The sequence below is a fragment of the Pontiella agarivorans genome (assembly GCF_034531395.1).
Lineage (GTDB): Bacteria > Verrucomicrobiota > Kiritimatiellia > Kiritimatiellales > Pontiellaceae > Pontiella > Pontiella agarivorans.
Map to the genome: position 1 here is coordinate 1 of NZ_JARVCO010000007.1, position 23,782 is coordinate 23,782.

At 53.2% G+C, this 23,782-nt stretch carries 24 protein-coding genes; 18 read left to right on the forward strand and 6 right to left on the reverse strand.

The genetic code is table 11. The features are described from left to right. The coding region (locus P9H32_RS04880) for a hypothetical protein (RefSeq protein WP_322608191.1) at positions 1-292 on the reverse strand (292 nt) is incomplete at its 3' end. A gap of 51 nt (positions 293-343) precedes the next feature. Here P9H32_RS04880 and nrdR point away from each other — a divergent pair. The 10 genes from nrdR to P9H32_RS04930 all read left to right on the forward strand — a co-directional run bounded on the left by nrdR (position 344) and on the right by P9H32_RS04930 (position 11,443). Then, positions 344-799, forward strand: a complete 456-nt coding sequence (nrdR, locus tag P9H32_RS04885; protein WP_322607756.1) for a transcriptional regulator NrdR — start codon at positions 344-346, stop codon at positions 797-799. Next, entirely contained in the window at positions 796-1,473 is a 678-nt protein-coding gene (locus P9H32_RS04890; protein WP_322607757.1) for a basic helix-loop-helix domain-containing protein, read from the forward strand. Before nrdR ends, P9H32_RS04890 begins: the two co-directional genes overlap by 4 nt. Positions 1,474-1,486: 13 nt before the next feature. Further along, on the forward strand, positions 1,487-3,142 hold the full coding sequence (gene lnt, locus P9H32_RS04895) for an apolipoprotein N-acyltransferase (RefSeq protein ID WP_322607758.1): 1,656 nt from the start codon (positions 1,487-1,489) through the stop codon (positions 3,140-3,142). Positions 3,143-3,255: 113 nt separating this feature from the next. Then, positions 3,256-4,347, forward strand: a complete 1,092-nt coding sequence (prfB, locus tag P9H32_RS04900; RefSeq protein WP_322607759.1) for a peptide chain release factor 2 — start codon at positions 3,256-3,258, stop codon at positions 4,345-4,347. Further along, the gene (trpC, locus tag P9H32_RS04905) at positions 4,347-5,129 is read left to right on the forward strand and encodes an indole-3-glycerol phosphate synthase TrpC (RefSeq protein ID WP_322607760.1); all 783 of its coding nucleotides are present in this window, start codon (positions 4,347-4,349) and stop codon (positions 5,127-5,129) included. Before prfB ends, trpC begins: the two co-directional genes overlap by 1 nt. A 118-nt stretch (positions 5,130-5,247) precedes the next feature. After that, a complete protein-coding gene (pilM, locus tag P9H32_RS04910) occupies positions 5,248-6,570 on the forward strand; it encodes a pilus assembly protein PilM (protein WP_322607761.1) in 1,323 nt (440 codons plus the stop codon). After that, on the forward strand, positions 6,567-7,532 hold the full coding sequence (locus tag P9H32_RS04915) for an Amuc_1100 family pilus-like protein (RefSeq protein WP_322607762.1): 966 nt from the start codon (positions 6,567-6,569) through the stop codon (positions 7,530-7,532). The genes pilM and P9H32_RS04915 overlap by 4 nt, the downstream gene beginning before the upstream one ends. A gap of 14 nt (positions 7,533-7,546) precedes the next feature. After that, positions 7,547-8,455 (forward strand): Amuc_1099 family pilus-like system protein, encoded by a 909-nt coding sequence (locus P9H32_RS04920; protein WP_322607763.1) that lies wholly within the window; start codon positions 7,547-7,549, stop codon positions 8,453-8,455. Positions 8,456-8,572: 117 nt separating this feature from the next. After that, complete coding sequence (locus tag P9H32_RS04925; protein WP_322607764.1) at positions 8,573-10,723, forward strand: type II secretion system protein GspD; 2,151 nt, start codon at positions 8,573-8,575, stop codon at positions 10,721-10,723. A gap of 108 nt (positions 10,724-10,831) precedes the next feature. Then, on the forward strand, positions 10,832-11,443 hold the full coding sequence (locus P9H32_RS04930; RefSeq protein WP_322607765.1) for a 3'-5' exonuclease: 612 nt from the start codon (positions 10,832-10,834) through the stop codon (positions 11,441-11,443). On the opposite strand, the gene P9H32_RS04935 is transcribed toward P9H32_RS04930, so the two are convergent. Continuing rightward, positions 11,440-11,751, reverse strand: a complete 312-nt coding sequence (locus P9H32_RS04935) for an HNH endonuclease (RefSeq protein ID WP_322607766.1) — start codon at positions 11,749-11,751, stop codon at positions 11,440-11,442. The genes P9H32_RS04930 and P9H32_RS04935 overlap by 4 nt on opposite strands. 212 nt (positions 11,752-11,963) lie before the next feature. Between P9H32_RS04935 and msrB the strand changes: the two genes are divergently transcribed. Further along, complete coding sequence (gene msrB, locus P9H32_RS04940; RefSeq protein WP_348534462.1) at positions 11,964-12,383, forward strand: peptide-methionine (R)-S-oxide reductase MsrB; 420 nt, start codon at positions 11,964-11,966, stop codon at positions 12,381-12,383. Between the two features lie 107 nt (positions 12,384-12,490). Here msrB and P9H32_RS04945 read toward each other — a convergent pair whose 3' ends face one another. Continuing rightward, positions 12,491-13,591, reverse strand: a complete 1,101-nt coding sequence (locus P9H32_RS04945) for a right-handed parallel beta-helix repeat-containing protein (RefSeq protein ID WP_322607768.1) — start codon at positions 13,589-13,591, stop codon at positions 12,491-12,493. 223 nt (positions 13,592-13,814) lie between these two features. Between P9H32_RS04945 and P9H32_RS04950 the strand changes: the two genes are divergently transcribed. Genes P9H32_RS04950 through P9H32_RS04975 form a run of 6 tightly spaced genes read left to right on the forward strand, consistent with a single transcriptional unit; the run spans position 13,815 to position 19,532 of the window. Continuing rightward, the gene (locus tag P9H32_RS04950; protein ID WP_322607769.1) at positions 13,815-15,776 is read left to right on the forward strand and encodes a tetratricopeptide repeat protein; all 1,962 of its coding nucleotides are present in this window, start codon (positions 13,815-13,817) and stop codon (positions 15,774-15,776) included. Then, positions 15,760-16,419 carry a tetratricopeptide repeat protein gene (locus P9H32_RS04955; RefSeq protein ID WP_322607770.1) on the forward strand — a complete coding sequence of 220 codons (660 nt, stop codon included), beginning with the start codon at positions 15,760-15,762 and terminating at the stop codon, positions 16,417-16,419. The genes P9H32_RS04950 and P9H32_RS04955 overlap by 17 nt, the downstream gene beginning before the upstream one ends. Continuing rightward, on the forward strand, positions 16,416-17,156 hold the full coding sequence (locus tag P9H32_RS04960; protein ID WP_322607771.1) for a MotA/TolQ/ExbB proton channel family protein: 741 nt from the start codon (positions 16,416-16,418) through the stop codon (positions 17,154-17,156). The genes P9H32_RS04955 and P9H32_RS04960 overlap by 4 nt, the downstream gene beginning before the upstream one ends. 22 nt (positions 17,157-17,178) lie before the next feature. Further along, a complete protein-coding gene (locus P9H32_RS04965) occupies positions 17,179-17,619 on the forward strand; it encodes an ExbD/TolR family protein (protein ID WP_322607772.1) in 441 nt (146 codons plus the stop codon). Next, positions 17,616-18,035: an ExbD/TolR family protein gene (locus P9H32_RS04970; protein ID WP_322607773.1), complete on the forward strand. Its 420-nt coding sequence runs from the start codon at positions 17,616-17,618 to the stop codon at positions 18,033-18,035. The genes P9H32_RS04965 and P9H32_RS04970 overlap by 4 nt, the downstream gene beginning before the upstream one ends. Beyond that, on the forward strand, positions 18,036-19,532 hold the full coding sequence (locus P9H32_RS04975; RefSeq protein ID WP_322607774.1) for a prenyltransferase/squalene oxidase repeat-containing protein: 1,497 nt from the start codon (positions 18,036-18,038) through the stop codon (positions 19,530-19,532). Between the two features lie 154 nt (positions 19,533-19,686). On the opposite strand, the gene P9H32_RS04980 is transcribed toward P9H32_RS04975, so the two are convergent. The 3 genes from P9H32_RS04980 to P9H32_RS04990 form a co-directional block, all read right to left on the reverse strand. Next, complete coding sequence (locus P9H32_RS04980; protein ID WP_322607775.1) at positions 19,687-20,946, reverse strand: nuclear transport factor 2 family protein; 1,260 nt, start codon at positions 20,944-20,946, stop codon at positions 19,687-19,689. A 50-nt stretch (positions 20,947-20,996) separates the two neighbouring features. Beyond that, positions 20,997-21,836, reverse strand: coding sequence for an SDR family oxidoreductase (locus P9H32_RS04985; RefSeq protein WP_322607776.1), 840 nt, complete (start codon positions 21,834-21,836; stop codon positions 20,997-20,999). Between the two features lie 85 nt (positions 21,837-21,921). Further along, positions 21,922-22,338 carry a MarR family winged helix-turn-helix transcriptional regulator gene (locus P9H32_RS04990; RefSeq protein WP_322607777.1) on the reverse strand — a complete coding sequence of 139 codons (417 nt, stop codon included), beginning with the start codon at positions 22,336-22,338 and terminating at the stop codon, positions 21,922-21,924. A 228-nt stretch (positions 22,339-22,566) separates the two neighbouring features. Between P9H32_RS04990 and P9H32_RS04995 the strand changes: the two genes are divergently transcribed. Further along, positions 22,567-23,622, forward strand: coding sequence for an AAA family ATPase (locus P9H32_RS04995; RefSeq protein ID WP_322607778.1), 1,056 nt, complete (start codon positions 22,567-22,569; stop codon positions 23,620-23,622). The last annotated feature ends 160 nt before the right edge of the window (positions 23,623-23,782 follow it).

Sequence of the window (23,782 nt, forward strand, 5' to 3'; positions counted from 1 at the left end):
AGGCCGCCAAAAAGAAAGCGGTGAAGAAGGCCCCGGCGAAAAAGAAAGTCGCCAAGAAGAAGGCTGTTAAAAAAGCGCCTGCGAAAAAGAAGGCGACGAAGAAAAAGGCCGCCAAAAAGAAAGCGGTGAAGAAGGCTCCGGCGAAGAAAAAAGCCGCCAAGAAAAAGGCCGTTAAGAAAGCGCCTGCGAAAAAGAAGTCTGCAAAGAAAAAAGCAGGTGGCAAAAAATAACGTCCGGCTTTAAGTAGAGATCGAAAACGCCCTGCATTCGCGGGGCGTTTTTTATTGTTCATATTCAGGCTTTAGGTCTATCTTCTGGCCAAATTAGCGAAGGGGTATGCTCCATGAGATGTCCGAAATGTGAAGGCCGGGAAAACCGCGTGATTGACAGCCGCGAAGTGCGTAATGGCGATGCGATTCGTCGGCGGCGGGTTTGTGTGGGGTGCGGTCATCGCTTCACAACCTATGAAGAGATTCAGCGCGCACAGCTTCAAGTGACCAAGCGGGATGGACGTCGGGAGGAGCTCAGCCGGGATAAGCTGGTGAAGAGCCTGAACATTGCCTGTCGGAAACGGCACATCAGTGTGGAGCAGATTGAGCGTGTAGCGGATTCCATTATCATGGAAGCTGAATCTGAATTTGAAAAAGAAATCCCTTCCATCATGCTGGGGAAAAAAGTGATGGCTGCGCTCGAGAAAATCGATGAAGTGGCTTATATCCGGTATGCTTCGGTATACCGTCGCTTCCGCGATGCGGGGCAGTTTATGAACGAGGTTGAGCGCCTCATTGGACGCGAATGAGATCCTCCGCCTTCCAGACCTTGGATGTGCAGGATGCCTGGGCGGCGCATCTGCAGGAGGTTTTCCAGACCTTGGAAATTCCGAAGGACCCGCTGGCTGATCATGTGGCGGCGAGTGTTGCAGTGTATTGCCGCCAGTATCATCCGCAGGGGGTTCAGCGAGCCGATCTGGTGCTGCTGATTGCGCGTGCGTTTTCTGCGGTTAATCAGCGTGCTGTTGCGGAGCGGGCGATCGGGTCGCTGAATCCGCATCGCCGGCATGTGGACCGCTGGCTTGAAATTCTTTCCGAGCTTGATCACTTCCCGCAGCTGCTGCCTTATTTTTCTCTCGGGGTGATCCGTCCGGCGGACTGGGCGGGTGCACAGCTGGACCGGATGTGGACGCTGGATTTTTCCATACTGCATCTGAGCGAGGCCGAAAAGCATGAGATGATGTTGTACCGAACCATCCGCGCGATTGTGGACCATATGTATGTTTTCTGGGATGCCACATCCGGTGAAGGTGTGCTGGGGTTGAAGGGGCTGGATTCGTTTAATGTGGAAGAAGGTGTTCGGTCGAAACAAACGCTCACACAGCGCGCTGATCTGCTGGACTATATCGCGGATCTTTTCGGGCGGCAGAACGTTTCCCGGAAGTGGTCGGCGGTGCCTTCGCTGCTGAATCTCGATTTATAACCACAGGATTTCCATGATTGGATCGTTTAAACAACTTGATGCAAAACGCCGTAAGCTTGAGGCCGGTAAGCCGGGGATAAATCTGGATCATCCGGTGTTGAAGTCGCCATTGCTTCCATATCTTGGAAGTCTTCTTTCGGGGGTCCTGCTGGCGTTGGGATTTCCAGGGTTTGGAAATGCGACGCTGATGTTTGTGGCGCTGGTTCCGCTGATGTTTGCGGTGCATTCGGCTTCGGTGAAACGCGCGGCGGGGCTGTCGCTCCTGTCGGGTTTTGTTTTTTTTATGATGTCGTTGTGGTGGCTGATCAACCTGACCGGCCGGGTCGAAGGAGCTGGGCTGAAGGTCAGTGCTGTTCTCGGTTTTGCGGTACTTGCGCTGTACTGTGCACTTTATTTTGTGCCGTTCGGTATTGCGGTTGCGCTGGGTTCGCGCAAGTGGGTGGGCAATGTGCTGTGGAAAAATATCCGGTTCATGTTTGCGGTTTCGCTGGTTTGGGTTGGTTCGGAATATCTGCGTGGTATTGCGTTTACCGGATTTCCGTGGAATCCGCTCGGCGTTTCGCAGTATGCGAATGCCACGCTGATTCAGGTGGCAGAGTGGGGCGGGGTTTCGATTGTTTCGGCATGCATTGTTTTCATGAATGCCGGTGCCTTTATCACCTTCCGTCAGTATACGCACGGCACCCGGGCAAAAATGTATAAACCGCATTTTGAACTGATGATCGGAATTATGCCGGTTGCGCTGTCCGTCGCGCAGGGTATGAATGTTCTGATGAACCGTCAGCCGCGGCACGAAACGGTCACTGTGGCCCTGGTTCAGCCCAATATCGAGCAGCAGGCCAAGTGGGATTCGGCGTTGGAGCCGGATATTAAAAAACGTTTGTCGGAACTTACCGCAACCGCCTCGCGACTGGGTGAGGTGGACTTGATTATCTGGCCGGAAACGGCGTTGCCCCAGACGGTGAACTTGAGTGCTGCAAATCAGGATCAGCTTTCATTTGCTGCGGGGGACGGCATTCCGCTTCTGATCGGTGCCAATTCGTTTCGCGACGGCAGCTATTTCAACAGTTCGATCTTTTTTAACGGCAAGGGGCATTATGCGGGGCATTATGACAAACAGCATCTGGTGCCGTTTGGGGAATATGTTCCGTTTCCGGGGCTGATGCGGAAATTTACGCCGATTGAAATCGACTTCGGCCGCGGGGAGAGCAGCACGGTCATTCCGCTGAAAGGTAAGGCTTCGTTTTCTCCGCTTATCTGTTTTGAGGATACCGTTGCGCCGCTTTCGCGCCGGGCGGTACTGGCGGGGGCTCGGTGGCTGGTGAATCAGACCAACGACGGCTGGTTCGATCCGTCGGCACAGTCGGAGCAGCATCTCGCCCATGCCGTTTTCCGCTGTGTGGAAAATCGTGTGCCGATGGCGCGCTGTACGAACACCGGTGTGAGCGGGATCATCGATGCTTTCGGCGTGGTGGGCCGCCAGCTTAAACCAATGAGTGAGGGGTTTACGGCGGGACTGCTCTATCCGAGACAGATTAATCAGGAAAAAACCTTCTACACCCGTAAGGGCAATGTGGTTGGCAAAGCGGGCCTGGTCGGGGGCATCGGTGTGCTCGTTATTCTGCGCGGCGGCATTCGCATAAAGCGGCGGAAAAAGACGGCGGAATAAGAGCCGGTTTATTTCGGCGGATCTGTTCGTTCCGGGAATTTTTCTGTACTGCGGGGTTTAGGCCGGAGAGCGGTTCGGCTATATTTCCGGGTTCCAACGATGGGAAGAATTTTATGCAGGACGAACTCAAAATAAAAATTGCGGCGTTTCGGGAACAGCTGTCCGAGATGGAGGGCTATCTGGACATTGCCGCCAAACGCGAAGAGCTGGCCAGGCTTGAGGCGGTGGCCGCGGAACCGGATTTCTGGAATGACCAGCAGAAGGCCCAGAAAAATATTGCGGCGACCAAGTCGCTGAAAATGGTGCTCGATCCGTTTGAATCGATCAGTGCCGGGCTGGATGATTCCGAGATTATGCTGGAGCTGGCCGAGGCCGGCGAAGCAGAGGCCGTTGCAGAGGCGGCGGCGGAGCTGGAAAAGGTGGAGCACGGTTTCCAGGCCTTGGAAATGCAGTCGCTGCTGGGTGAAGAGTTTGACGGCAACGGCGCTTATCTGACGCTGCATGCCGGAGCCGGCGGAACCGAGAGCTGCGACTGGGCGGATATGCTGTATCGCATGTTCACGCGGTATGCGGACCGTAAAGCGTTCAAGGTTCAGATTCTCGACTATCAGGCCGGGGAAGAGGCTGGCATTAAAAGTGTGTCGCTGCTGATTCAGGGCGCGTATGCCTATGGTCTGCTGAAGTCGGAGCGCGGCGTGCACCGTCTGGTGCGCATCAGCCCGTTCGATTCGCAGTCGCGCCGGCATACCTCGTTTGTCGCGGCGGATGTTACGCCGGAGATTGATGACGATATTGATATTGAAATTGTGGAATCGGATCTGCGTATTGATACCTACCGGGCGCAGGGTGCCGGCGGGCAGCATGTGAACACAACGGATTCGGCGGTGCGGATTGTGCATTTGCCGACCGGCGTGGTGGTGCAGTGTCAGGCCGAGCGTTCTCAGCATAAAAATAAAGCCGCGGCGATGAAAATGCTGAAGGCGCGGTTGTATGAACGGGAGCAGGACCTGAAGCGTCAGGCCGTGGATCAGCTTTATGGCGATAAAGGTGAGATCGCCTGGGGATCGCAGATCCGGTCGTATGTGATGCAGCCGTACACGATGGTGAAAGATCACCGTACCGATGTGCAGGTCGGTAATGTGCAGGGCGTGCTCGACGGGAATCTGGACCCGTTTATCGAAGCCTATTTGAAGAAGAACCGGTAATGAATATTCTCGAACAGATTTGTGCGGACAAGCGTGCCGAGATTGCGGAGCGTAAAAAAAGTCAGACGCTGGAAGAATTGCAGAGCACGTTTACTGATCGTGGAAAGCGGCCGGACTTTGTTGATGCGTTGCGGGCAACGCCGATGGGATTGATTGCGGAAGTGAAGCGTAAATCGCCTTCGGCGGGGCTGATTCGCGAACCGTTCAGTCCTTCTGAAATTGCGAAAGCTTACGAGGCGAACGGGGCGAGTGCGGTTTCGTGCCTGATGGATCATAAATATTTCGGCGGCGGGGCCGCTGATTTTTCCGAGGTTCGCCATGCGATTGAGCTGCCGATGCTCTACAAGGAGTTCGTCGTGGATTCCTGGCAGATTGCACATGCGAAAACAATGGGAGCTTCGGCGGTTCTGCTGATTGTCGGTGCGCTGATGGATGCGGAGCTTTCGGCTTTTATTGAAGAAGTCCGGGCGTTGGAACTGCAGCCGCTGGTGGAAGTGCATGACCGCGTGGAGATGCAACGGGCCATCGATGCGGGGTCCGACTGCATCGGTATTAATAATCGGAATCTTAAAACGTTTGTTACGACGCTGGATACGACGTTTGAGCTCGCGGCGATGGCTCCGATGGGCTGCACACTGGTCAGCGAGAGCGGAATCAGAACGCCGGAGGATGTGGTTCAGCTGAAAGAGGCCGGGGCACATGCTATTCTCGTGGGAGAAAGTCTGCTGCGTGAAGATGATCCGGGTAAAGCGGCGGCGGATCTGCTGAGTCGGATTCACTGATATTCTGATACGATTTAGGTTTTCTTTTCCGCGTCTTCGGCCTTTTACCTTCTTTTTGCTTTTTAAACCCGGCCATTGATTGCAGGATTTTCCATTCCTACAACAAAAGGACTGGAATTTGAGGGCGGAGCAGATACTTACACTGGATATCGGGACGGACGGCATTCGTATGGCTGTCGTTTCGGTTCCGTCGTCCGGACCGCCGCAGCTTATTGATTCCGGGTTTGCAGTGTACGACGCTGAGTCGGCGCTGTCGAAAGATGCGATCACAGCGATGACGCTCCGGAAGCTGCTGGAGGAAAAGAAGCCTGGCGTGAAACGCGCTGTGGTGTCCATTGAGGGCCCATCGGTTTTTTCCCGGCTGGTGAGGCTTCCAAAGGTTGGAAGGGAACGGGTGCCGCAGACGATCCGCCATGAAGCGGTGCAGAATATTCCGTTTCCGATTGATGACGTTGTGTGGGATGCTCATGTGGTTGATCCGGATTCGGATGGCCCGGAAGTGCTGTTGGTGGCCGCGAAAGCGGAGCTGATTGACGGCCTGGTGCATGCGGTAAAGGCGAATGGACTTGTTATTGAACGGATCACAGCGGCACCGGTTGCGCTGGCGAATCTGGCGCATGCGTGTTGCGGGACATCCGGACCGATGCTGCTGGTTGATGGCGATACGGTATCCACTAATCTGGTATTTATTGACGGCCGCCGTGCGTTTTTTCGATCGCTCCCGGTTTCGGGAGCGGATGCGTTGCGCAGACAGCAGGAGATCGAACGCTCCATCGCATTTTATACCGGCCAGCAGGGGGGACGGGCACCGGAAAAGATTGTTGAACAGGTTGGGGGCGTTGAGCAGGGTTTTGCGGTTTGTGTCGGGTTGGCCTGTTTGCCGGTGGTTGAGATTGATCTTGTGCCGGCCGCTTTGGCAGATGAGCGCAGAATGCAGCGGCGTCTTCCGCTATGGATGGCGTCGACTGTGGTGGTGATGCTGATTCTGGGGGTATGGATTTTTTCGCTTGGTCGGCGGACTGACGCGATCCGTTCCAATACAGGGCCGATTGAGGCCGAGGTTTTCCGGTTGCGGAATTTTGAGCAACAGCTTCTGCCTTTGGAGGCGGAGGTGGATGCGTTGTTGGAGCGTGGCCGTGAGTTCCGGCATGTGGCCCGTGCGCGTACGCAATGGCTTGAGGCACTGACTGAAATGAGCCGACTGCTGCCTGAGGGGATGTTTCTGCTGGGGAGTGAACCGATTGAAAACGGTGTGCGGATTTCGGTGGTGAGTTATCTGGATAAAGAGATGCCCGGACAGGATTCAGTGAAGCTGTTGCGCGATGCGTTGCGGGCCAGCCCCCTGTTCAGTGATGAAACGAAGGTGGAGAGCCGTCCATCTAAAAAAGAGTTTGCGCGCCGGTTTGTGCTGGATGTCTATTTCGAGGGGGATGTGTCGTGAATCTCCGGGGCCGTAAACGACTGCTGACAGTTGGGGGAATCTGTACGGTAATTCTTGTGACGGAGCTTGTGCTGCTGCTGATACAGGGGATTCAGTTGTCCTTGGCACGCAATAAGTATGCGGAGCTTTACAGAATCCGGGAACGCCTGGTGCAACGCGATCCTTTTCCTTCGGCCGGTAATGTGAAACGGATCGAAGAGCATTTAGACGAGCTGGCGTATCACGTCGGTGAGCTGGCCGGTGAGCTGAATCGCGACCCTTTTCCTGTGGAGGCGTTTGAGGCGGCAGAATTTTCAGCGCAGACGCAGGGAATGATTGAGCGTTTTCGCGAAAAAGCGGAGCGGGCAGGCGTAAAGCTTCCGGACGGGCTGGAAGCCGGATTCGGACGCTATGCGAGCGGGGGTGCAGTGGCTGATCCCGACCAGGTGCCGCGATTGACACGGCAGCTTTATTCGGTCGAGCGGGTGGCGAATGTGCTGGTGGAAGGCGGAGTGCATTCCATAACGGCCATGGCACGTGATGATTTTGAATTTGCAAAACAGGAGGCTCCGCGCCGCCGCAGGCCTCGGAATTTTTCAGAGTCTGAAGGGTTGATGCGTGAGCATGAGGCTGCCCGGGTCGGGCCCGGCAGGCTTTACTCTGTGGAGCGGATTCGCGTCACTTTTACTGCAAAAGAGACGGCCGTATGGCGGGTGTTGCAGGGCTTTGCACAGGCGCCGCATTTTATGCAGGTTTCGGCGTTCGGTCATCGGACGCTCACGGAGATCATGCGCTACAGTCCGGCTGCTGTTAAAGGGGGGCGGGAAAGTGATGATGAAACGCTGAAATATCTCGCGGAAGGAGTTCTTACCGGGGAAAAGGCGCTTTCGCGCCCGGAGCGAATCATTGCGGGGGATGATTTGGTGGAAGTCGCGCTGACGGTTGATGTTTATAATTTCAATCTGGAGGGCATGGAGCAGTGAGTGCGTTGCGACAGATGAAATTGAATTTTGATTGGCTGCTGTTTGGGGGCCTGCTGACTGTGCTGTTGCTGTCCTGTGGAATTGCTTTTACGAATGAGGCCGCCGAAGTGCCTGTGGCGGTTGAGCGGGAGGCGCCGCTGCCGAAGTTCCAGCCTCCGGAAGATGTAAAAATCGCAATGGATGGAGTAGGGAGGCTTTTCACGGGTTCGCTTCGGGTTGTGGCGGTAGGAAGCGCGTATCCTATTCCATACGAGGCGAAGGTCTGTCCCTTTTCCAATATTCCCCAGCCTGGACTTGATCAGCTGGACCACGATGGGGACGGCATGACCGATGACTGGGAGAAGAGATTTGGGTTGGATCGATATAACAAAGCGGATGCTTTAAGCGATGCGGATGGAGATGGGTTCACAAATCTGGAGGAGTTTAAGGCATCCACCGACCCGCTTCTGGCCGCGATTCACCCTCCGTATGCCGGAAAATTACGCTTTGTTGAAAGAAAAGATATTGATTTTCCACTGGTTTTTCAGGGGTTCATGGAGCAGTCGGACGGAACCATCATATTTCAGCTGAATAACCCTTCAACCGGTAAATCACATTTTGCCGCCATCGGGGATGCCGTGGAACATGTTGTTTTACAACGATTTAAAATGGATGAAAACGGACGTGATCATAGGCTTTATGTGATGCGCGACGGGATTGAAATTGAACTGCTGCGCGGAAAAACCGCGTTGGACCCAGAAAGTACAGCAGAGTTGATTAATATACTTGATCGCACCCCGATAATAGTTACTATGGGCGCGTTATTATCTTTGCATAATGATAAGTACACCGTTCTTGGTGTGTATGCCGACAGGGTACTCCTGAAGGATACTGCATCCGGAGAAGTGTACGACATTGTCGGTTTTACCGGCGGAGACCGTTAGTGGTTTCCTAAGGAAATGTTATAGGGTGACTGTTTGTTGGTAAATGCTCTCCGTGGACCCTGGTGAACTTGCGGGTAAAGTGGCATTTGTAATATGAGAAGTAGAGGGGAAGGAAAAATGACTAAAACCTATATCTCGTCTCTATTGGTTGCGTTGGTAGCAACACAATCAATCCGAGCCCAGGAAAGTCTGGACGACGTATTCGCGCAGTTGGACGCGGCTCAGGGAGGGACTGAGCAGGCTGCACCCGCAACAGGCGCTCCGGCACCTGCAGCAGTTAATACTGCACAGCCCGCAGCGGTAGAAACTGCACAGCCGAAAGCAGTCAATGCTGCACCGGCAATGGTTGAGGAAGACCTGTTTGCAAAAGGACTAAATGCTTATAACTCGGGCGATTTGGTTCTGGCGGAAGCAATCTTTGAACGTGTTCTGGACGAAGATCCTTATAATCGTCGTGCCATGGAATATCTGAAACGTACGGCCCAGAAAATTGCAGCCAACGAACTTGCACTGCAACGTGCCAGTCGTGCGCAGGCATTAGCCGAAGTTGATGGTGCGTGGAATCCGGATGTCACCATTCCGAAAGTCGGTATTCCGGATGAAGAAGGACCGGAACTCGATCCGAAAGCTGTTGCGATTGCGGAAATGACTGCGAAGCTGGAACAGATTTCCATCCCGAGTCTTGACTTCCGTGAAGCTAACATCAAAGACGTGGTTCTTTTCCTGACTGAAACTGCCCGCCGGCAGGATCCCGCAAAGCAGGGTGTGAACATTCTGCTGATGGGTATGGAAAACTCCATGGCGGCTGATGCAAACAACATCACCATTTCCATCCGCGATATGAGCCTGCTGGAATCCCTGCAGTACATCGTGGAAATGGCATCGCTTAAGTTTGATGTTCGTGAAAAAGCAGTGGCAATCATGCCGGTCAATTTTGTTCCGGCTGAAGACCTCAAGCTGATCACGTACGATGTGATCCCTGAAGTGGGTGCTGAACTTGAATCCATGGCTGGCGGTGGCGGTGGCGGTGTTGACGATCTGTTCGGCGACGCTTCCGCATCAGAATCCACCGGTCCGACCGATGTTGCTGAATTTTTCTCCATTGTTGACTGGCCGGAAGGATCTTCTGCTGTATATCAGCCGAACTTCCACAAGCTGTTTGTCAAGAACACGCCGAAAAACCTGGATGCAGTTGAAGAAATTCTGAACGACCTGGAAGACGAAGCGATCAACAAACGTTCGCAGCAGGTGGCAATCGAAGCCAAATTCGTTGAATACAACGAAGGTGCTCTCGAAGAGCTCGGATTCAACTGGACGCTCTATGATGACGGAACATTTGGTGGTCTGAGTTTTGCTGATGAAAATACGAAAACTTTCTATCAGCCGGGTCAGGGACCGACTTCGTCTACTACGTTGCCGGGTGGCGGAACGCTTTACAGCAATCCGACAACTGGATACACGACCATTGACAGCTCCACCGGTACCGGTCAGAGTCTGTTCGGTTCGAATCAGCGCAACAACAGCACTGCTTTTGAAGCTATGCAGTCCGGCATTCTGTCCACGATGGGCGGCGCTCCGGCTGAGATGATTCTGAGTAATACTTCCAGTTTCCCGTTCGATCTGGCGATTTCCGCTATGGAACAGGAAGGTACTGCTGACGTATTGCACGCTCCGAAAGTCACCACCAAATCCGGTAGCCCGGCGGTTATCCGCGTGGTTGAAGTTCACCGTTATCCGCAGGATTACGATGTGGAAACCGGTCAGCGTACTGCTCCGGTTGTTAAACCACAGGACTGGGAAGATTATGACCTCGGTGTTGTTCTGAACGTCACGCCGGTGGTTGATGCGGAAGCGAGCACCATCGACCTTGATCTTCAGCCGGAAATTAAGAAATTTGTCGGATTCGACAACTACACCGCTGGTTATAACGCTTATGAGTCGGGCGATAGCAACAACACGGAGATTTTTGGTAACAGTGCTCCGTTGCTGATTCAGATGCCGTATTTCGAAACCCGTGCGATTGAAACACAGGTTACAGTTGCCGATGGTGAAACCATCGTTATGGGCGGTCTTGTCAGTGAAGAGACTGATACGTTCCGTGATCAGGTTCCGTTCCTGGGTGACATTCCTTACATCGGTCGTCTGTTCCGTTCAGAAGGTTCCCGTACAACCAAGAAAAATCTCGTAATCTCTGTGAAGGCTACGATGGTTGACGATAAAGGTCTGACCCGCGAACAGCGTGAGCTTCAGCGCCAGGCTGCTAACTAATCATTAGCGGTTTCTGATGAAGCGAAAGACCCGTCCGGAAGTACCGGACGGGTTTTTTATTGCCCTTTAAGGTCGAAAGTCTGAACACGATCCATTAAGGATATAGCTATGAAATTTGTTGCATTTGATCTGGAAACAACGGGGACCAAACCTACGGAAGACATGATTGTCGAAGTCGGGGCGGTAATGTTCGATGGAAATCAGGCCGTGAAAGGATACGGGGCGCTTGTAAATCCGGGAATTTCTATTCCGGCGGAAGCTTCTGCTGTCAATGGCATCACGGACGAAATGCTCAAAGGGAAACCGAAGATTGAAGAAATTCTTGAAGAATTTGCTGAGTTTTGTGGAGACCTCCCCCTTGTAGCGCATAATGCACCGTTCGACTATAAATTCCTTCTTGAAGATGTAAAACTGCATAAGTCCGTGGCTCCGGGAGGAGTGGTGCTGGACACGCTGCCGTTGGCTCGAAAAGTTTTTCCGGGTCTGCCGAATTACAAACTCTGGACGCTGACCCGTCACTTCAACTTTCCCAGCGGTACATTCCACCGTGCAGAAGAAGACAGTTCCTATTGTGGTCTCCTTTTTGCCAAGATTGTGGAAACGCTGGAGATGCGTGGCGAGCCGTGTTCTGAGAAGGATCTGGTGAAGCTGATGGGAAACAAAGAAGAGATGCGTTTCCCCGAGTTTAAGGCCGAGGTGGATCAGCTGGATCTATTTTAGCCGTTTCCCGGGTTTTCCTGTTCAAGTTCGCGCATGATGAGCTCGGCCGGGGTCAGATATTTTTTGTCATTATTGCATTCCTTGCAACACGCCACACAGTTGCTCTTCGTGCTTTTTCCACCGCGTACTACCGGGAGAACATGATCCATAGTGAGATCTTCGGGGGCGAAGGTTTCACCGCAATAATGGCACTCTCCTTTGGCCAACTGCTGCTTCCACCAGGCGCTCTTGCGCAGTTCTTTGGCTTTTGCGCGTTCCCGTTTTACGTGAGCGGGGTCTTTTTTAATATCTATCCAGTCGTCGTTCATGTTCTGTTCCAATAACCGGGAAACTAGATCGGTCCTGCATGGGTTTCAATACAAAGCTTCCAGGGATTGGAAAAACAGGTTACCGGGTATTTGAACGGAATGTAGACTCTTTCGGTCTTTGATAGCGGAGGCGCATCATGAAAATTCAGATCATAACGCTTTTTGCAGCAGGGCTTGCATGGACCGGCTGTGCTGAAAAGGAGGCAAAGAACATGAAAACAGATCCTGATAAAGTGGTAAAAAGTGAAGACGAGTGGAAAGATCAGCTTGATGAAATGCAGTATTATGTAACCCGTCAGAAGGGTACCGAGCGTGCATTTTCCGGGAAATACTGGGATCATAAAGAACTGGGAGTGTATTCCTGCGTCTGTTGCGGAACGGACCTTTTCTTGTCGGACACCAAATTTGATTCCGGTTGCGGTTGGCCCAGCTACTTTAAACCCGTTGCCGATGATGTAATCACCGAACACCGCGATACTTCGCACGGTATGGTCCGGACCGAGGTGGTCTGTTCAACATGTGATGCGCATCTGGGCCATGTTTTTCCCGACGGTCCGCCGCCGACCGGTCTTCGGTATTGCATCAATTCGGCATCCATCCGTTTCCGTCCGGCGGAATCTTCCGGGGAATAGCCTGAATTTTAAAACGGATATTTCCCTTTCGGTTTACTAAGGAACACGGCGCGAGCGGCGCATCTGCCCGTTTTCTATTGAAGCTGTAAAAGGAATATCCGGCGGTTTTACCGATTGTCCAGCGCCGACTGCCATTTCATCCAGAGGGCCTGCAGTTCCTCCGGATTTTCAAGTCCCATGTTATCCACTGCGGATTTAAACAGCCCTTTATCTGAATCGCTGAACGAGGGGTCCCTTTCGGATATTTTTGAAGAAAGTTCCGCATTTTCGGACGCTATCTTGTTTCCGGACATCAGATTTTTTTCTTCGATATGCACCCTTGGCGTGCGGCCTTTTTCGGAAGAGAAACCAACAATACCTCTTTCATTATCCACGATAATGTTGTCTTCGATTTCCAGTTGTGCGGTGTCGGCGATGGCGAGTCCGGCATAGCTGGAACGGACGATGACATTATGATCAATTTCGAGCTTCGAACGGGCAAAAACATTGATGCCGGTGGCGTTATCGATAATTAAATTGTTGCTGATTTCGCCGATGGCCGAGCGGTTTCCGATGTAAAATCCACGGTTTTTATTTCGGATCACGAGATTGGAATCAGCCTCAATTTCGCCGCCGGTGCAACGGATTCCGTGATACCGTGAACCTGTTACAATATTTCGCGTCAGTTCTGCGCTTGAGCCGGAGCCAATGGTGATGCCGCAATGGCCCGGATTCATGATGAGGCAGTCTTCGATATCTCCTTCCGCTCCATTCCAGATCTGAATGGTGTATTCAAAACCGTTGAACGAGCAGTTGCTGATATCCACCTCGGATTTGTCCTGGGCAGAAATTGCTCCGGGAGATTCGGGGCCGTTACCCAGAGCTGTGAAGGTGGAGTCTATAATTTCAATGTCTCCATTTCGGATAAATACAGCATAAGGGGTGTCGTCCTTTTTCGGTTTTCTTTCCGTTCTATACTTGATGGTCAGCCCTTTGATCAGCACCGGTTTGCGGGCATCAATCAGAATCGCCGGTTGGTTGGATTCCACCTCGAGCACCACATTTTCTCCTGAGAGGGTCAGGCCCTGTTTGATCTGAATCGGAGTTCGATAGGTTCCTGTCGGAATAGAAATAGCGGTTCCGGGTTTTGCGGCGTCGATGGCTTTCTGAATATCGAAGTCAGCATAGGCTGTGGTTGCGCCGAGCAGTGCAAGGTATAAGTATTTCATAATCAGGGTCCTTGTGTTGTCTTGCTGCAGGTATGGGTATCATGAAGGTGGAAGTCGAGCCTGCAGTTTGAGCTCCCTCCAATTATTTCATTCAGCCATTCGTTTAACAGTTTCGTATAGAATATAAATTTAAAATAAAATACAGAATGTACTTCGAATGTGCAACTCGCCCGGAAACGATAATTGACTATCTTTGTAAGATAGATATTATAACTCAATGAGTATGCGGTTGTTTTTTGGAATATTGCTGTTCGGGATGCTGTGCCGGGGCGAGACCTATGAGCAGTTGAACGCGCAGCTCAAAAATGCCGCTGAAAAACAAGTGATTCACCGGCTGAAATCACAGATCGCCGGTGCCGCTTTACAACGGTTGGAAACCGAAACCCTCTCGAAAAAGGATCAGCAGGCTTTGCGAACACAGGTTCGGGCTTATTGCGCTGATGTGCAACTGGGTGCGATGGATGTCTGGTACGGTGAGAGTGTTGTAGCCTGGGGACGTTTACTGCTGTTCGATGGAAAATGGGAGGAGGCTCGGGTGCAGTTGCTGGATCAGGCTGAAGTGCTGCAGAATATAGAGCGGAATCTGAGGGCCAATGCTATTCCGGTTTCATCGGTCAGTCCCGTGGCGGGATGCCGCTATGTGCTGGGCGAAACGTATCGCGTGGAATATGAAACGTTCCAGACTTTGGAACCGGCCGTTGAAGCGCTTCGCCATTTCTACAATGTCTACATCAAATACAGTGACAGCCCCTGGGGAGAGAAGGCCCGGGTTAAAGCCGAATCGATGCAGGCGGAACTTGAACGGCATGGTAAACAGGTGCGGATCGATCTCGGCCCGCATAAAGATTCATTTATCGCTGCCAAATTCAGGCTGGGATCTAAATACATGGCCGAGGGACGGTATGCCGATGCGGTCGAACCGATTGAAACGGCCATCAACTATTTTCCGGAAACCGTAAAATCTGTTCAGGCACTGCGCAATCTGGCGGTCTGCAAACAGGAACTCGGGGAGGCCGATGAGGCCTACATGATTGCTGAATACTGCTGCGAGCGTTTTGCGGCCGACACTAACGCCCCGCTGGCGGTGCTGAGTCTGGGCCGTCGCGCAGTGGATGCCGGAAATGAAGAGCAGGGCGAACAGCTGTTCAATCTCTATCTGGCCTCTTTTCCGGAGCATGAAAAACGGGCGGAGATTTTTTCGTGGTTTGCATGGCGTGCCTTTAAATCGGATGAAATGAAAAAGGCTATGCCCTTTTTCCAATCGCTGGAAACGGAACTTCGGCGTATCGGCGAGACTGGAGAGCGGTTGGAAAAAGCGGTTTATCTGCAGGCGGTCACTCCGCCCGATCCAGAAAAGCTTGATGCATTTATTGCGGAATTTTCCTGTTCAGAACGGGTGGCTTCGGCGTTGAGCGAAAAATCACAGGCGCTTTTGGTCGCGGGTGATTTCGAGGGTGCGTTCCAGACGCTGGAAAAACTGAAGTCTGAATTTCCGGAGGCCCCGGCTTCCAGAAGAGCGCTGGCCGGACTCATTGTTGCGGCAGTTGAGGCCGGGCGGTTCGATGTTGCCGAACGGGTGCTTGGCCGTATGCTCGAAGATCAGGATGAATATGGTCCTGACGTTTATCTGGCAACGGGGGAAGGCCTGTTGTCGGCTGAACAGTTTGCGCTGGCGGAAAAAGCGTTTGCAGCGGTGCCCGATGATGAGCGTGCTGTGTTTGGAACGGCAGCCTGCAAATTCGGCGGCGCAGATTTTGAAGGAAGTTTCCAGGCCTTGGAAAACCTGCTCGCGGACTTTCCGGGCACTGGAAGCTTTCATGATGCGCGGCTGATGCAGGCGCGCTGTCTGGTTGAACTGGGCCGGACCAATGAAGCGGTGGCGGCGTATGCGGATGCGGGGCGTGATTATGCGGTGACGCTGGAGATGGCGGGAGTGCTTTCGGATCCGGAAGAACGGCTGGCTGCCTATCAGCGTGTGGCGTTGCTGGCTGATCCGAAAGCGGAGGGGCATCGGCCGTTGATTGCTGAAAGCATTCTGCAGAGTCTGCCGCTTTGTCTGGAACTTCGTAAATATGATCTGGCACTGGCGGCCTGTGATCAGTTTGAGACGCTGTTCCCGGAGCACGGTCAGCTTCCGGCCATTGAAAATTTCAGGAAGGAGGCGGAACGTGCGTCGGCTGATTAGCGTTGTTTTATGGCTGTCCTGTTCGGTGCATGCCGCTTATGTGGTGAATAACGCCGGGCGGAAGATTCCGGGCTCGGAAGTTTCGGCAACGGCTGACGGACGGGTGACGCTGAAGACGCCGGATGGTCAGATGATGGTGTTTCAGAAAGGCCAGTACAAACGTGCGGTGGCGGACCGGCCGAAGGAGCTGGATATTGCGGAACAGCTGATCAAAACAGGACAGGGAGAAAAAGCGGTTCCTTTTCTGCAGCAGGCGAAAAAGAAGTGCCGTTTTCTGCAGTGGGATCAGACTGCAATTCAGATGCTGGCTGACTATTACTTTATGACGGAGCAGTACGGGTTGGCGGCTGCAGCGTTTCAGGCATTGGACGATCAGTCGATTCCGCAGAACCGCCGGCGTTTGCGTGAGGCGATGGTGAAAAGCGGAGAGATGGAAACCGTGTTGCAGGTTTTTAATGAGGATATCCGCAATGGATCTCGGGAAGCGGCGGCGCAGGCTTATCTGATGCGCGGGAAGCTGAAGGCGGAACGGGGGGACCCGGAAGGTGCGCGGCGGGATTGGCTGAAGGTGAGTTTGTTTTTCAGAACGCAGGAGGCGGCGGCTGAAGAGGCGGAGCAATTATTGAAGGAGAATGAAGGATGAAACGGGTGATTGCGGTTTTACTGATTGCCGGAAGTGCGGTTTTTGCGCAGGAGGCGGAGATCGTGAAAAGTGAAGCGGTGCAGGCGGCCGAGGCTGCGCCGGAAGAGGTTTCGGGATTTCTGGATGTGGTGAAGGGCGGGGGAGCATTCGGCATGGTGCTGTGGCTCGGTCTGGCCGGGCTGTCGTTGGCGGCCGGTACGCTGATTGTTGATTCGCTGCTCAATATTCAGGAAAAAAAGATTATTCCGAAGACGCTGGTTTCTCTGGTGCGGGAAGCGATTGAAGAGGGCAGTCTGAAAAAGGCCGCGCAGCGCTGCCGGGATGTGCCGGGGCCGTATTCCAATATTCTGCTGGCCGGTTTTGAAAACCTGGACGACGGGTTTGATCAGGCTCAGGAAGCCATCGGTATTGCGGCCGACATGGAGAGTGAAAAAATGCTGCAGCGGGTGAATTACCTGAATGTGGTGGGGAATCTCGCGCCGATGCTCGGGCTGCTCGGTACGGTGCAGGGAATGATTCTGGCATTCGCCACATTGGGGACGACGTCCGGAGCGGCAAAGAATGCATTGCTGGCGATCAATATTTCCCAGGCGCTTTATACAACGGCTGCCGGGCTCGTTATTGCCGTTCCGGCAATCGGGGCCTATTTCTTTTTCCGTAATCGCGCGGCCAAGGTGATTCTGACGATGGAAAGCCTGACCATGGAGGTGATGAAAGGACTGAAAAAGAAAAGGTGAAACCCGGCACCTGATACGTGAAATGAAAAAGCGATTCCAGAATAAGGGAAACGGCGGAATCAACATGACGCCGATGATTGATGTGGTTTTCCAGATGATCATTTTTTTCGTCTGTACTGCGCAGCTTGAACGGGAACAGTTTTCGGAATGGATCAATCTGCCCGATTCGCCGAATGCACCGGAAATCGCACAGGAGAAGGATCCGCGCACGATCACGATTGAGGTGGATGAAAAGGGTAAAATTATGATCGGCCGAACAGCACTGTCGCTTTCCAGGCTTCGGATGATTCTGAAAAAGACGGTTTCCGACTATGGCGTGTACGGACCTTCAATTCCGATCCGGATTCGGGCGGATGCAATGTCGCAGCATTCCAATGTTCGGAATGTCATGGATGCTTGTACTGAATCGGGGCTCTATAAAATTGCGTTCATTGCGGTGAAGGATTCAGCTGATAAAAAATGATGAGAGGGAAAAAACAGAGGCGGTTTGTGGGGACCGATGCTGAAATCGAAGTGTCAATGACGCCGATGATTGATGTGGTGTTTCAATTGCTGATCTATTTTCTGGTGACGTTCAGTACGGCGGAGGTGTTGTCGTTTCTGGATATTTCAAGGCCGGCACCGGATGCTGCGCAATCGCAGCAGCCCCCTGCAGATATGATCAGAATCGGAGTGTTCGGCAAGGGAGTTGCGATTAACGGCCGCGAGGTGAGCGACGAAGAGTTAAGCCGTTTGGTGGCGCGGTTGGCTGCGGTGAGCAAAAAACAGACGGTACTGGTGAATTGTGCCGATGAATCGCTGCATGGCCGGCTGATTAATGTGCTGGATCTCTGTGCGGAAAACGGGCTGACGCAGATTGCAGTGATGAGCGGGAAATAAATGAGCGCTAGGCGGAACAGAAAGCGGGGCCGGGTGCGGATCAGTGGAGCGCTGATTTCGTTCGTACTGCATGCGGGGATCATTCTGCTGCTCGTGAAGGTGCTGGTTTTCCGGGCACCGAAGGAGGAGCGGGCGATCGATGTCCGGGTGGTTGAGCATCACATTCAGGAGCAGGAGCATGTTGAAAAAGAGAAGCCGGTTGAAGAGCAACCGGCGGGCGAAGAATCTATGGAGGCACCGGCGGAGGTACTGCCTGAGGAGACATGGACACAAGACTCCATGCTGGAGTCGGAACTGGACCTGAGCGGTCTGGATGCTGTGGCGAATCTGGAAAGCCCGCTGGTGCTGAAAGGGTTAATGGTGGGGCGTTCGGAAACAGCCCGCCGGAAAATGCTTCGTGAATTCGGGGGAAGATATGGAAGTCAGGCCGAGAAGGCCGTACTCAAAGGTCTGGATTGGCTGCAGAAAAATCAGCGGGAGGACGGGGCCTGGGGCGTGGGGAACAGTCGGAGTATGACGGCGAAACAGGAGCGGGCGCGCCTGACCGGTCTGGCGTTACTGTGTTATCTGGCGCATGGAGAAACGGCGCAGTCGGAAAAGTACGGGGAAACGGTGCGGCGCGGGATTCAGTATCTGCTGAATGAACAGAATCAGAAGAGCGGCAGTTTTGTTCCTTTCTCAAAAACGGTGGGCTCGCATGATGATATTGGCGTTTACGGGCATGCGATTTCTACGTATGCCCTTTGTGAAGCATATGCGATGACCCGCATGCCGATGTTGAAAGAACCGGTGGAAAAGGCGGTGAAGCTGATTGTAGACGGGCAGCAGAAAAAGGGCGGATGGGATCATCGTTATCAACATGAAAAGTGGAGCGATCTGTCGGTCGGCGGCTGGCAGGTACAGGCCTTGCGGGCAGCACAGGCCGCGGCTGTTTCAACTCCGGGAATTCGCGCGGCGTTGAAAAAATCGGTTCCGTTTGTTCAGGGGATGCATGCCGGTGAGGGGAAATTTTATTATCGGTTGGGCAACAAAACTCCGAACGGCGATCTGGATTATATGACCGGCGTAGCGGTACTCTGCATGCAGTTGGCGGGCAGCAACGAGGTGGCAGAGGTGAAAGCCGGGCTGGAATATCTTCGTGATGCAGAGTGCACCGACTGGGATGAGGGCTGGGAAAAGACCGGCAGAAACAAGAGTTTCAATATTGCGTATGAGTGGTATTACAACACGCAGGCGATTTTCCAGAAGGGGGGCTCCAAGTGGCAGAGCTGGAACAACAAGTTTGCGCCGATGCTGATTAAAGCACAGGACGATTCCGGAGCCTGGAAGCCGCCGTCGGAAACGGATGGAGCACTGACCAAGGACATCATCTACACAACCGAATTCTGCTGTCTTTCGCTGCAGGTGTATTACCGCATACTGCCTTCATTCAAAAAGGCCGTCCTGAAAGAACGGCCCTTTGAATTTGAAAACGATGTGAAGATTACGGTGCGCTGAAGATCAGTTGTATTCGTCACGATGAAAGCGGACAGAATCCCTGTCAGGAACGATAAATACACTTGAATATCCCTGAATTTGTTTGCTGAATCCGCGCATCCGTTTGTTCTCTCAGGCTGGTCTTGATCGAGGAGGCGCGTACTCTGACCTGTAATTAAAACAGCGGGTGTTTGCTGATGCTGTCTTTCAGTTTAACGGACTGGGCAAAGGTCCAATGCTCGTCGATTTTTCCGGCTTCATTGAAGCGGAACAGATGTGTGACCACCCGACGGGCGGGCGACCCGTCGTCGTGCGCCTTGATGGTTTTGTGCGTCTGGAGATAAACGAGGTCGCCGTCGGCCGCGACGTTTTTGAAATCGATTTTCCGCTTCGGCCGGTTTTTCCAGAGCGGATTGGTTTCGAGCGCTTCAACCAGCGTGTCGTAGCCGTCGCCGATCCGCGGATCGTGCTGGATGTATTCTCCGGCATATTTCCGCGCTTCCTCATAATTCCGGTCGCCCATAATCAGCTGGATAAAATCCATGGCGGCGGCTTTGTTGGCTGCGCTGCGGTCGCTGGAGGCTGCCGAATAGAGCTTGGCGGCGATGGCTTCAAGATCCGCTTCGCCCTGACAATCCGGATAGGCCACGTTCATCTGGCCGATGAAGTCGTCAGCGGTTTGGGCCGAAGAGGCGATCTCTTTCATGGTTTTCAGGTAGCGGATCTGCCAGTCCAGATCTTCGGGGCCGGCACGTCCGGTTCCGTGGGCGCCGAGCAGCAGAGAATAACCGCCGGCTTTGGCGGTCAGGGTGTCGATCAGCGCGCCGTCGATGGCGGCTTTGCTGGTGATCCAGTTTTTGGAGGCATGGCGGCCTTTGGCCGGCGTAAAATGCTGGAAATAGACTTTGCCGCCAATGGCGATATTAACGCCCGGCATGCCGGGAACGGCCGTCGGTTCCAGCCGGTATTCGACGCCGTCAACGGTGAAATTCGCGGCGGCATCAATTTGTTCATCAAACTCAACGATTTCTGTATCCATATTTCCGCCGAATGCTTTATCGAAAAAAGTGAGCATGCCTTTGGCGCGGTCGGACGTCATGAATTCGGCCATCGGTTTGGTGATCACTTTGTGCTCGTCTTCATACACCTTCAGCCCGGCGGCGTGAAAGGAGACCAGCACTTTTTCAATCGGTTTGCCGAGCTGTTCAGTATAGGTTGTGAATTCCTCCACTTTTCCTTTAAAGGCCTGCGGTTCGATCACCACCAGTTTATTTTCACTTTCGACAATGAAGGATACATCCGCCATCGGGTCGAACGAGGCATAGGTATGCAGGGTGAAGTTTTCAAACTGATCGGTTGAAAACGATGATTTCGGCGTTGCGAAAGTTGCTGCCGCCAGAAGACTGCAGACGATGGTCGGGATTGTTTTTTTCATTTTATATCTCATTTATTCAGCGGAGGGGCACGCCCCTCCAGCGGGTTTAATTATTTCCAGGCATTGGAATTTTTCAGGGCGAATTCCTCGAAGCTGACCGGGGGCCGGCCGAGGACCTGTTCCACATCGGGTGTGGTCGGTTCGGTCCAGCCGTTGCGGACCGCCTGATAGAGCGCGGCAAGAAACTGTACATGCCCCTCCGGCATACCGTTGTCGCGCGCGCCCTGCAGCATGGCGTCTTCCGGAATGGCATTATAGGTAATGGTTTTTCCGGCAGCTTCGCTGATGAGCGCCGCCGCTTCAGTGCGGTTAAGCGCGCGGGGACCGGTCAGATTGAAGGCTTTTCCGGTCAGTCCTTCCGCAAAAGCGGCGGCAACGACGGCGGCGATATCCTCCACGGAAATAAAGCTGGTTTTTGCATCGTCCGCCGCCAGGAAAAAGGCACTGGCTTGTGCGATCATCGGCGCAATAAATCCGGCGGAAAAGTTTTCCATGAAAAAGTTGGGACGGGTGATCGTGTAGGGGACGCCGGAATCCATCAGGGTCCGCTCAATGATGCGCAGCGGCGATTTCTCGTTGGCATCCGCGCCGAGAGCGGAGTTGAAGACGATGTGTTTGATCCCCCGTTCAGCAGCCAGAGCAATGAACGGTTTCAGCAGGGCCGGTGAGTTTGGATCCATCGGCGGAGCCTGAAGAAAAACGGCATCAACACCGTCGAGCGCCGGAGCGAAGGTTTCCGCATCGTTAAAATCGAAGCGGACGGTTTCGGTTCCGGGGCTCAGTTTTTCGGGATTGCGTGCACCGGCTTTGAGGGTGATGTTTTCGGATTTCAGCGCTTCCACAACGGCGCTGCCGAGGTTTCCGGTTGCTCCTGTAACGAGTATCTTCATGTTTTGACTCCTGTTCTGTTTGTTTAAAAAAGTTCGTGGCCGAACAATTAGTATTGTTTTATCTATGGAGAATGTGACGTATTTTTTACGCGCCTTTCAGATTGCCCAGTACCTGGCTGAGCAGTTCGATGAGTTTTTCGCGGTCGGTCTGCGGCATATCGCCGTAGAGTTTTTCCAGCATGCGGGCAGATATATTTTCAAAGGCGGGTCGGATTGCGCGGCCTTTTTCGGTGAGCTGCACCAGCATGACGCGGCCGTCTTCCGGAGATTGGAACTTTTCCACATAGCCGTGGTGTTCGAGGGTATTGACCATGCCGGTAACGGTGGATTTTACGCGGCCCGCTTTTTCCACGATTTCTTTCATGGCGACGGGATGGTTCTGCTGAAACAGGAAAAAGAGGACGATGCCGTGCGCAGGCAGGATGCCGTGTATGGCCTCCTTTTTCAGTTCCTGTTCAATGAACAGTGCGGCGTGCTCCCGAATGCGCCCGATCTGGGCCATAATTCCATTTATGTTCGGCTTTGTTGTCATGGGATATATAAATAGTTCGGTACCGAACAAATGTCAACGGTGTTTTGAGTAAAGAATGCATAAAGTACGTTAAGTAGCTGTATTTAAGCGTATTATATTTATTTCGAATGCTGCGCAGTGAGTATCCGGTTCTGTTTGAAACAAAACCGGATATTGCGCAACTTGACCTTTCCGGTTTTGTTTTATACAAAAGCGGTCATGAATCCTTTTAAGATCGATGGCATTGTAGGCGGGGTGGATTATATGCCCCGGAAAGAGAGTGATGCGCTGCTGAACTATCACGGGGCGGGGCGCAATGTGCTGATTCGCGGGCCGCGGCGCACGGGCAAGTCGTCATTGGTGATCAATACGTTCGAGAAGGTGAGGTGTCATCTGATTCGGGTGGATTTCTGGGGGGTGAAAACGGAGGCGAAAGCAGTGGAAAAAATTGCGCGCGCGTTTGAGCCATTCTGTAAAAAAATGCCGATGCTGAGCGGGTTTAATATCGGCGGCATCGGTCTGCAATGGAAGAGTCCGGAAACGCTTTCCAGTGTTGAGGATCTGTTGCGGCTGGCGGTGGATCTGCAGAAAAAAAAGCCGGTGGTGGTCTTTTTCGATGAATTCCAGGCGCTGCTCGATCTGCCGGATTCCAACCAGTTTCTGGGGGCGCTTCGTTCGGAAATTCAGGCGCAGCCGGAGGTGCAGTATGTTTTTGCGGGGAGTCATCAGAACCGCCTGATGGAAATTTTCTATTCGCAGCAGAGCCCGTTTTTCAAGTCTGCGGCGCTGATGGAAATCGGCAGCCTGGACCGGACGGATTTTATTCAATGGCTGGAAAAAAAGTTCAGCGACACGGGCCGTAAAATTGACGCGCGGCTGTGGGATCCGGTGTTTGAGCTTTCGCATTCGATTCCCGGCGATGTGCAGGATGTCTGCTATCACCTGTGGAATGATGCGGAGGAGGGGAGCGAAATCGGGCCGGAGGATTTCGGCGCCACGCTGCAGCGGGTGCTGCACGAGCGGGCGTCCGGCTATGAGGGCATGTGGAATATGCTGACCGATAATCAGCAGAAAATCGCCATCGGGCTGGCGCGGTATCGGGACGATAAATATACTTCGCAGGAATTTATGCAGCTCAGCGGCGCCACCTCGTCCGCATCTGTCAAACGCGGAATTGAGGCGCTCGACTCGAAAGGGCTGATCTGGATGAGTTCCGGCCATTGGATCTTTTCCGATCCGTTTTTTGCGCTGTGGATTGCCAATTCGGTCGACTGAACTGTGCCGTAAAACAGGCTGCGGGGGTGTGGCAAATCCAGTCAGAGTGCAAAATGGGATAATCCTTCGGTCCGGGAACGCGGTGAATAGCTGAGGCCACATCATCTTCAATCCGAACGGATAACCGATTTCGGCTAAGCCGACCCCCTTTGGAAAACGC

Excerpts from the sequence above, each read along its gene's own strand:
- P9H32_RS04890 (WP_322607757.1), top strand. The coding sequence starts at position 796 with ATGAGATCCTCCGCCTTCCAGACCTTGGATGTGCAGGATGCCTGGGCG.
- P9H32_RS04980 (WP_322607775.1), bottom strand. The coding sequence starts at position 20,946 with ATGAAAAAAACAATCCCGACCATCGTCTGCAGTCTTCTGGCGGCAGCA.
- P9H32_RS04995 (WP_322607778.1), top strand. The coding sequence starts at position 22,567 with ATGAATCCTTTTAAGATCGATGGCATTGTAGGCGGGGTGGATTATATG.
- P9H32_RS04965 (WP_322607772.1), top strand. The coding sequence starts at position 17,179 with ATGAAAAAGCGATTCCAGAATAAGGGAAACGGCGGAATCAACATGACG.
- P9H32_RS04925 (WP_322607764.1), top strand. The coding sequence starts at position 8,573 with ATGACTAAAACCTATATCTCGTCTCTATTGGTTGCGTTGGTAGCAACA.
- prfB (WP_322607759.1), top strand. The coding sequence starts at position 3,256 with ATGCAGGACGAACTCAAAATAAAAATTGCGGCGTTTCGGGAACAGCTG.
- P9H32_RS04945 (WP_322607768.1), bottom strand. The coding sequence starts at position 13,591 with ATGAAATACTTATACCTTGCACTGCTCGGCGCAACCACAGCCTATGCT.
- lnt (WP_322607758.1), top strand. The coding sequence starts at position 1,487 with ATGATTGGATCGTTTAAACAACTTGATGCAAAACGCCGTAAGCTTGAG.
- P9H32_RS04920 (WP_322607763.1), top strand. The coding sequence starts at position 7,547 with ATGAAATTGAATTTTGATTGGCTGCTGTTTGGGGGCCTGCTGACTGTG.
- P9H32_RS04930 (WP_322607765.1), top strand. The coding sequence starts at position 10,832 with ATGAAATTTGTTGCATTTGATCTGGAAACAACGGGGACCAAACCTACG.
- P9H32_RS04960 (WP_322607771.1), top strand. The coding sequence starts at position 16,416 with ATGAAACGGGTGATTGCGGTTTTACTGATTGCCGGAAGTGCGGTTTTT.
- P9H32_RS04975 (WP_322607774.1), top strand. The coding sequence starts at position 18,036 with ATGAGCGCTAGGCGGAACAGAAAGCGGGGCCGGGTGCGGATCAGTGGA.
- P9H32_RS04935 (WP_322607766.1), bottom strand. The coding sequence starts at position 11,751 with ATGAACGACGACTGGATAGATATTAAAAAAGACCCCGCTCACGTAAAA.
- P9H32_RS04990 (WP_322607777.1), bottom strand. The coding sequence starts at position 22,338 with ATGGCCCAGATCGGGCGCATTCGGGAGCACGCCGCACTGTTCATTGAA.
- P9H32_RS04950 (WP_322607769.1), top strand. The coding sequence starts at position 13,815 with ATGCGGTTGTTTTTTGGAATATTGCTGTTCGGGATGCTGTGCCGGGGC.
- msrB (WP_348534462.1), top strand. The coding sequence starts at position 11,964 with ATGAAAACAGATCCTGATAAAGTGGTAAAAAGTGAAGACGAGTGGAAA.
- nrdR (WP_322607756.1), top strand. The coding sequence starts at position 344 with ATGAGATGTCCGAAATGTGAAGGCCGGGAAAACCGCGTGATTGACAGC.
- P9H32_RS04970 (WP_322607773.1), top strand. The coding sequence starts at position 17,616 with ATGATGAGAGGGAAAAAACAGAGGCGGTTTGTGGGGACCGATGCTGAA.
- P9H32_RS04985 (WP_322607776.1), bottom strand. The coding sequence starts at position 21,836 with ATGAAGATACTCGTTACAGGAGCAACCGGAAACCTCGGCAGCGCCGTT.
- trpC (WP_322607760.1), top strand. The coding sequence starts at position 4,347 with ATGAATATTCTCGAACAGATTTGTGCGGACAAGCGTGCCGAGATTGCG.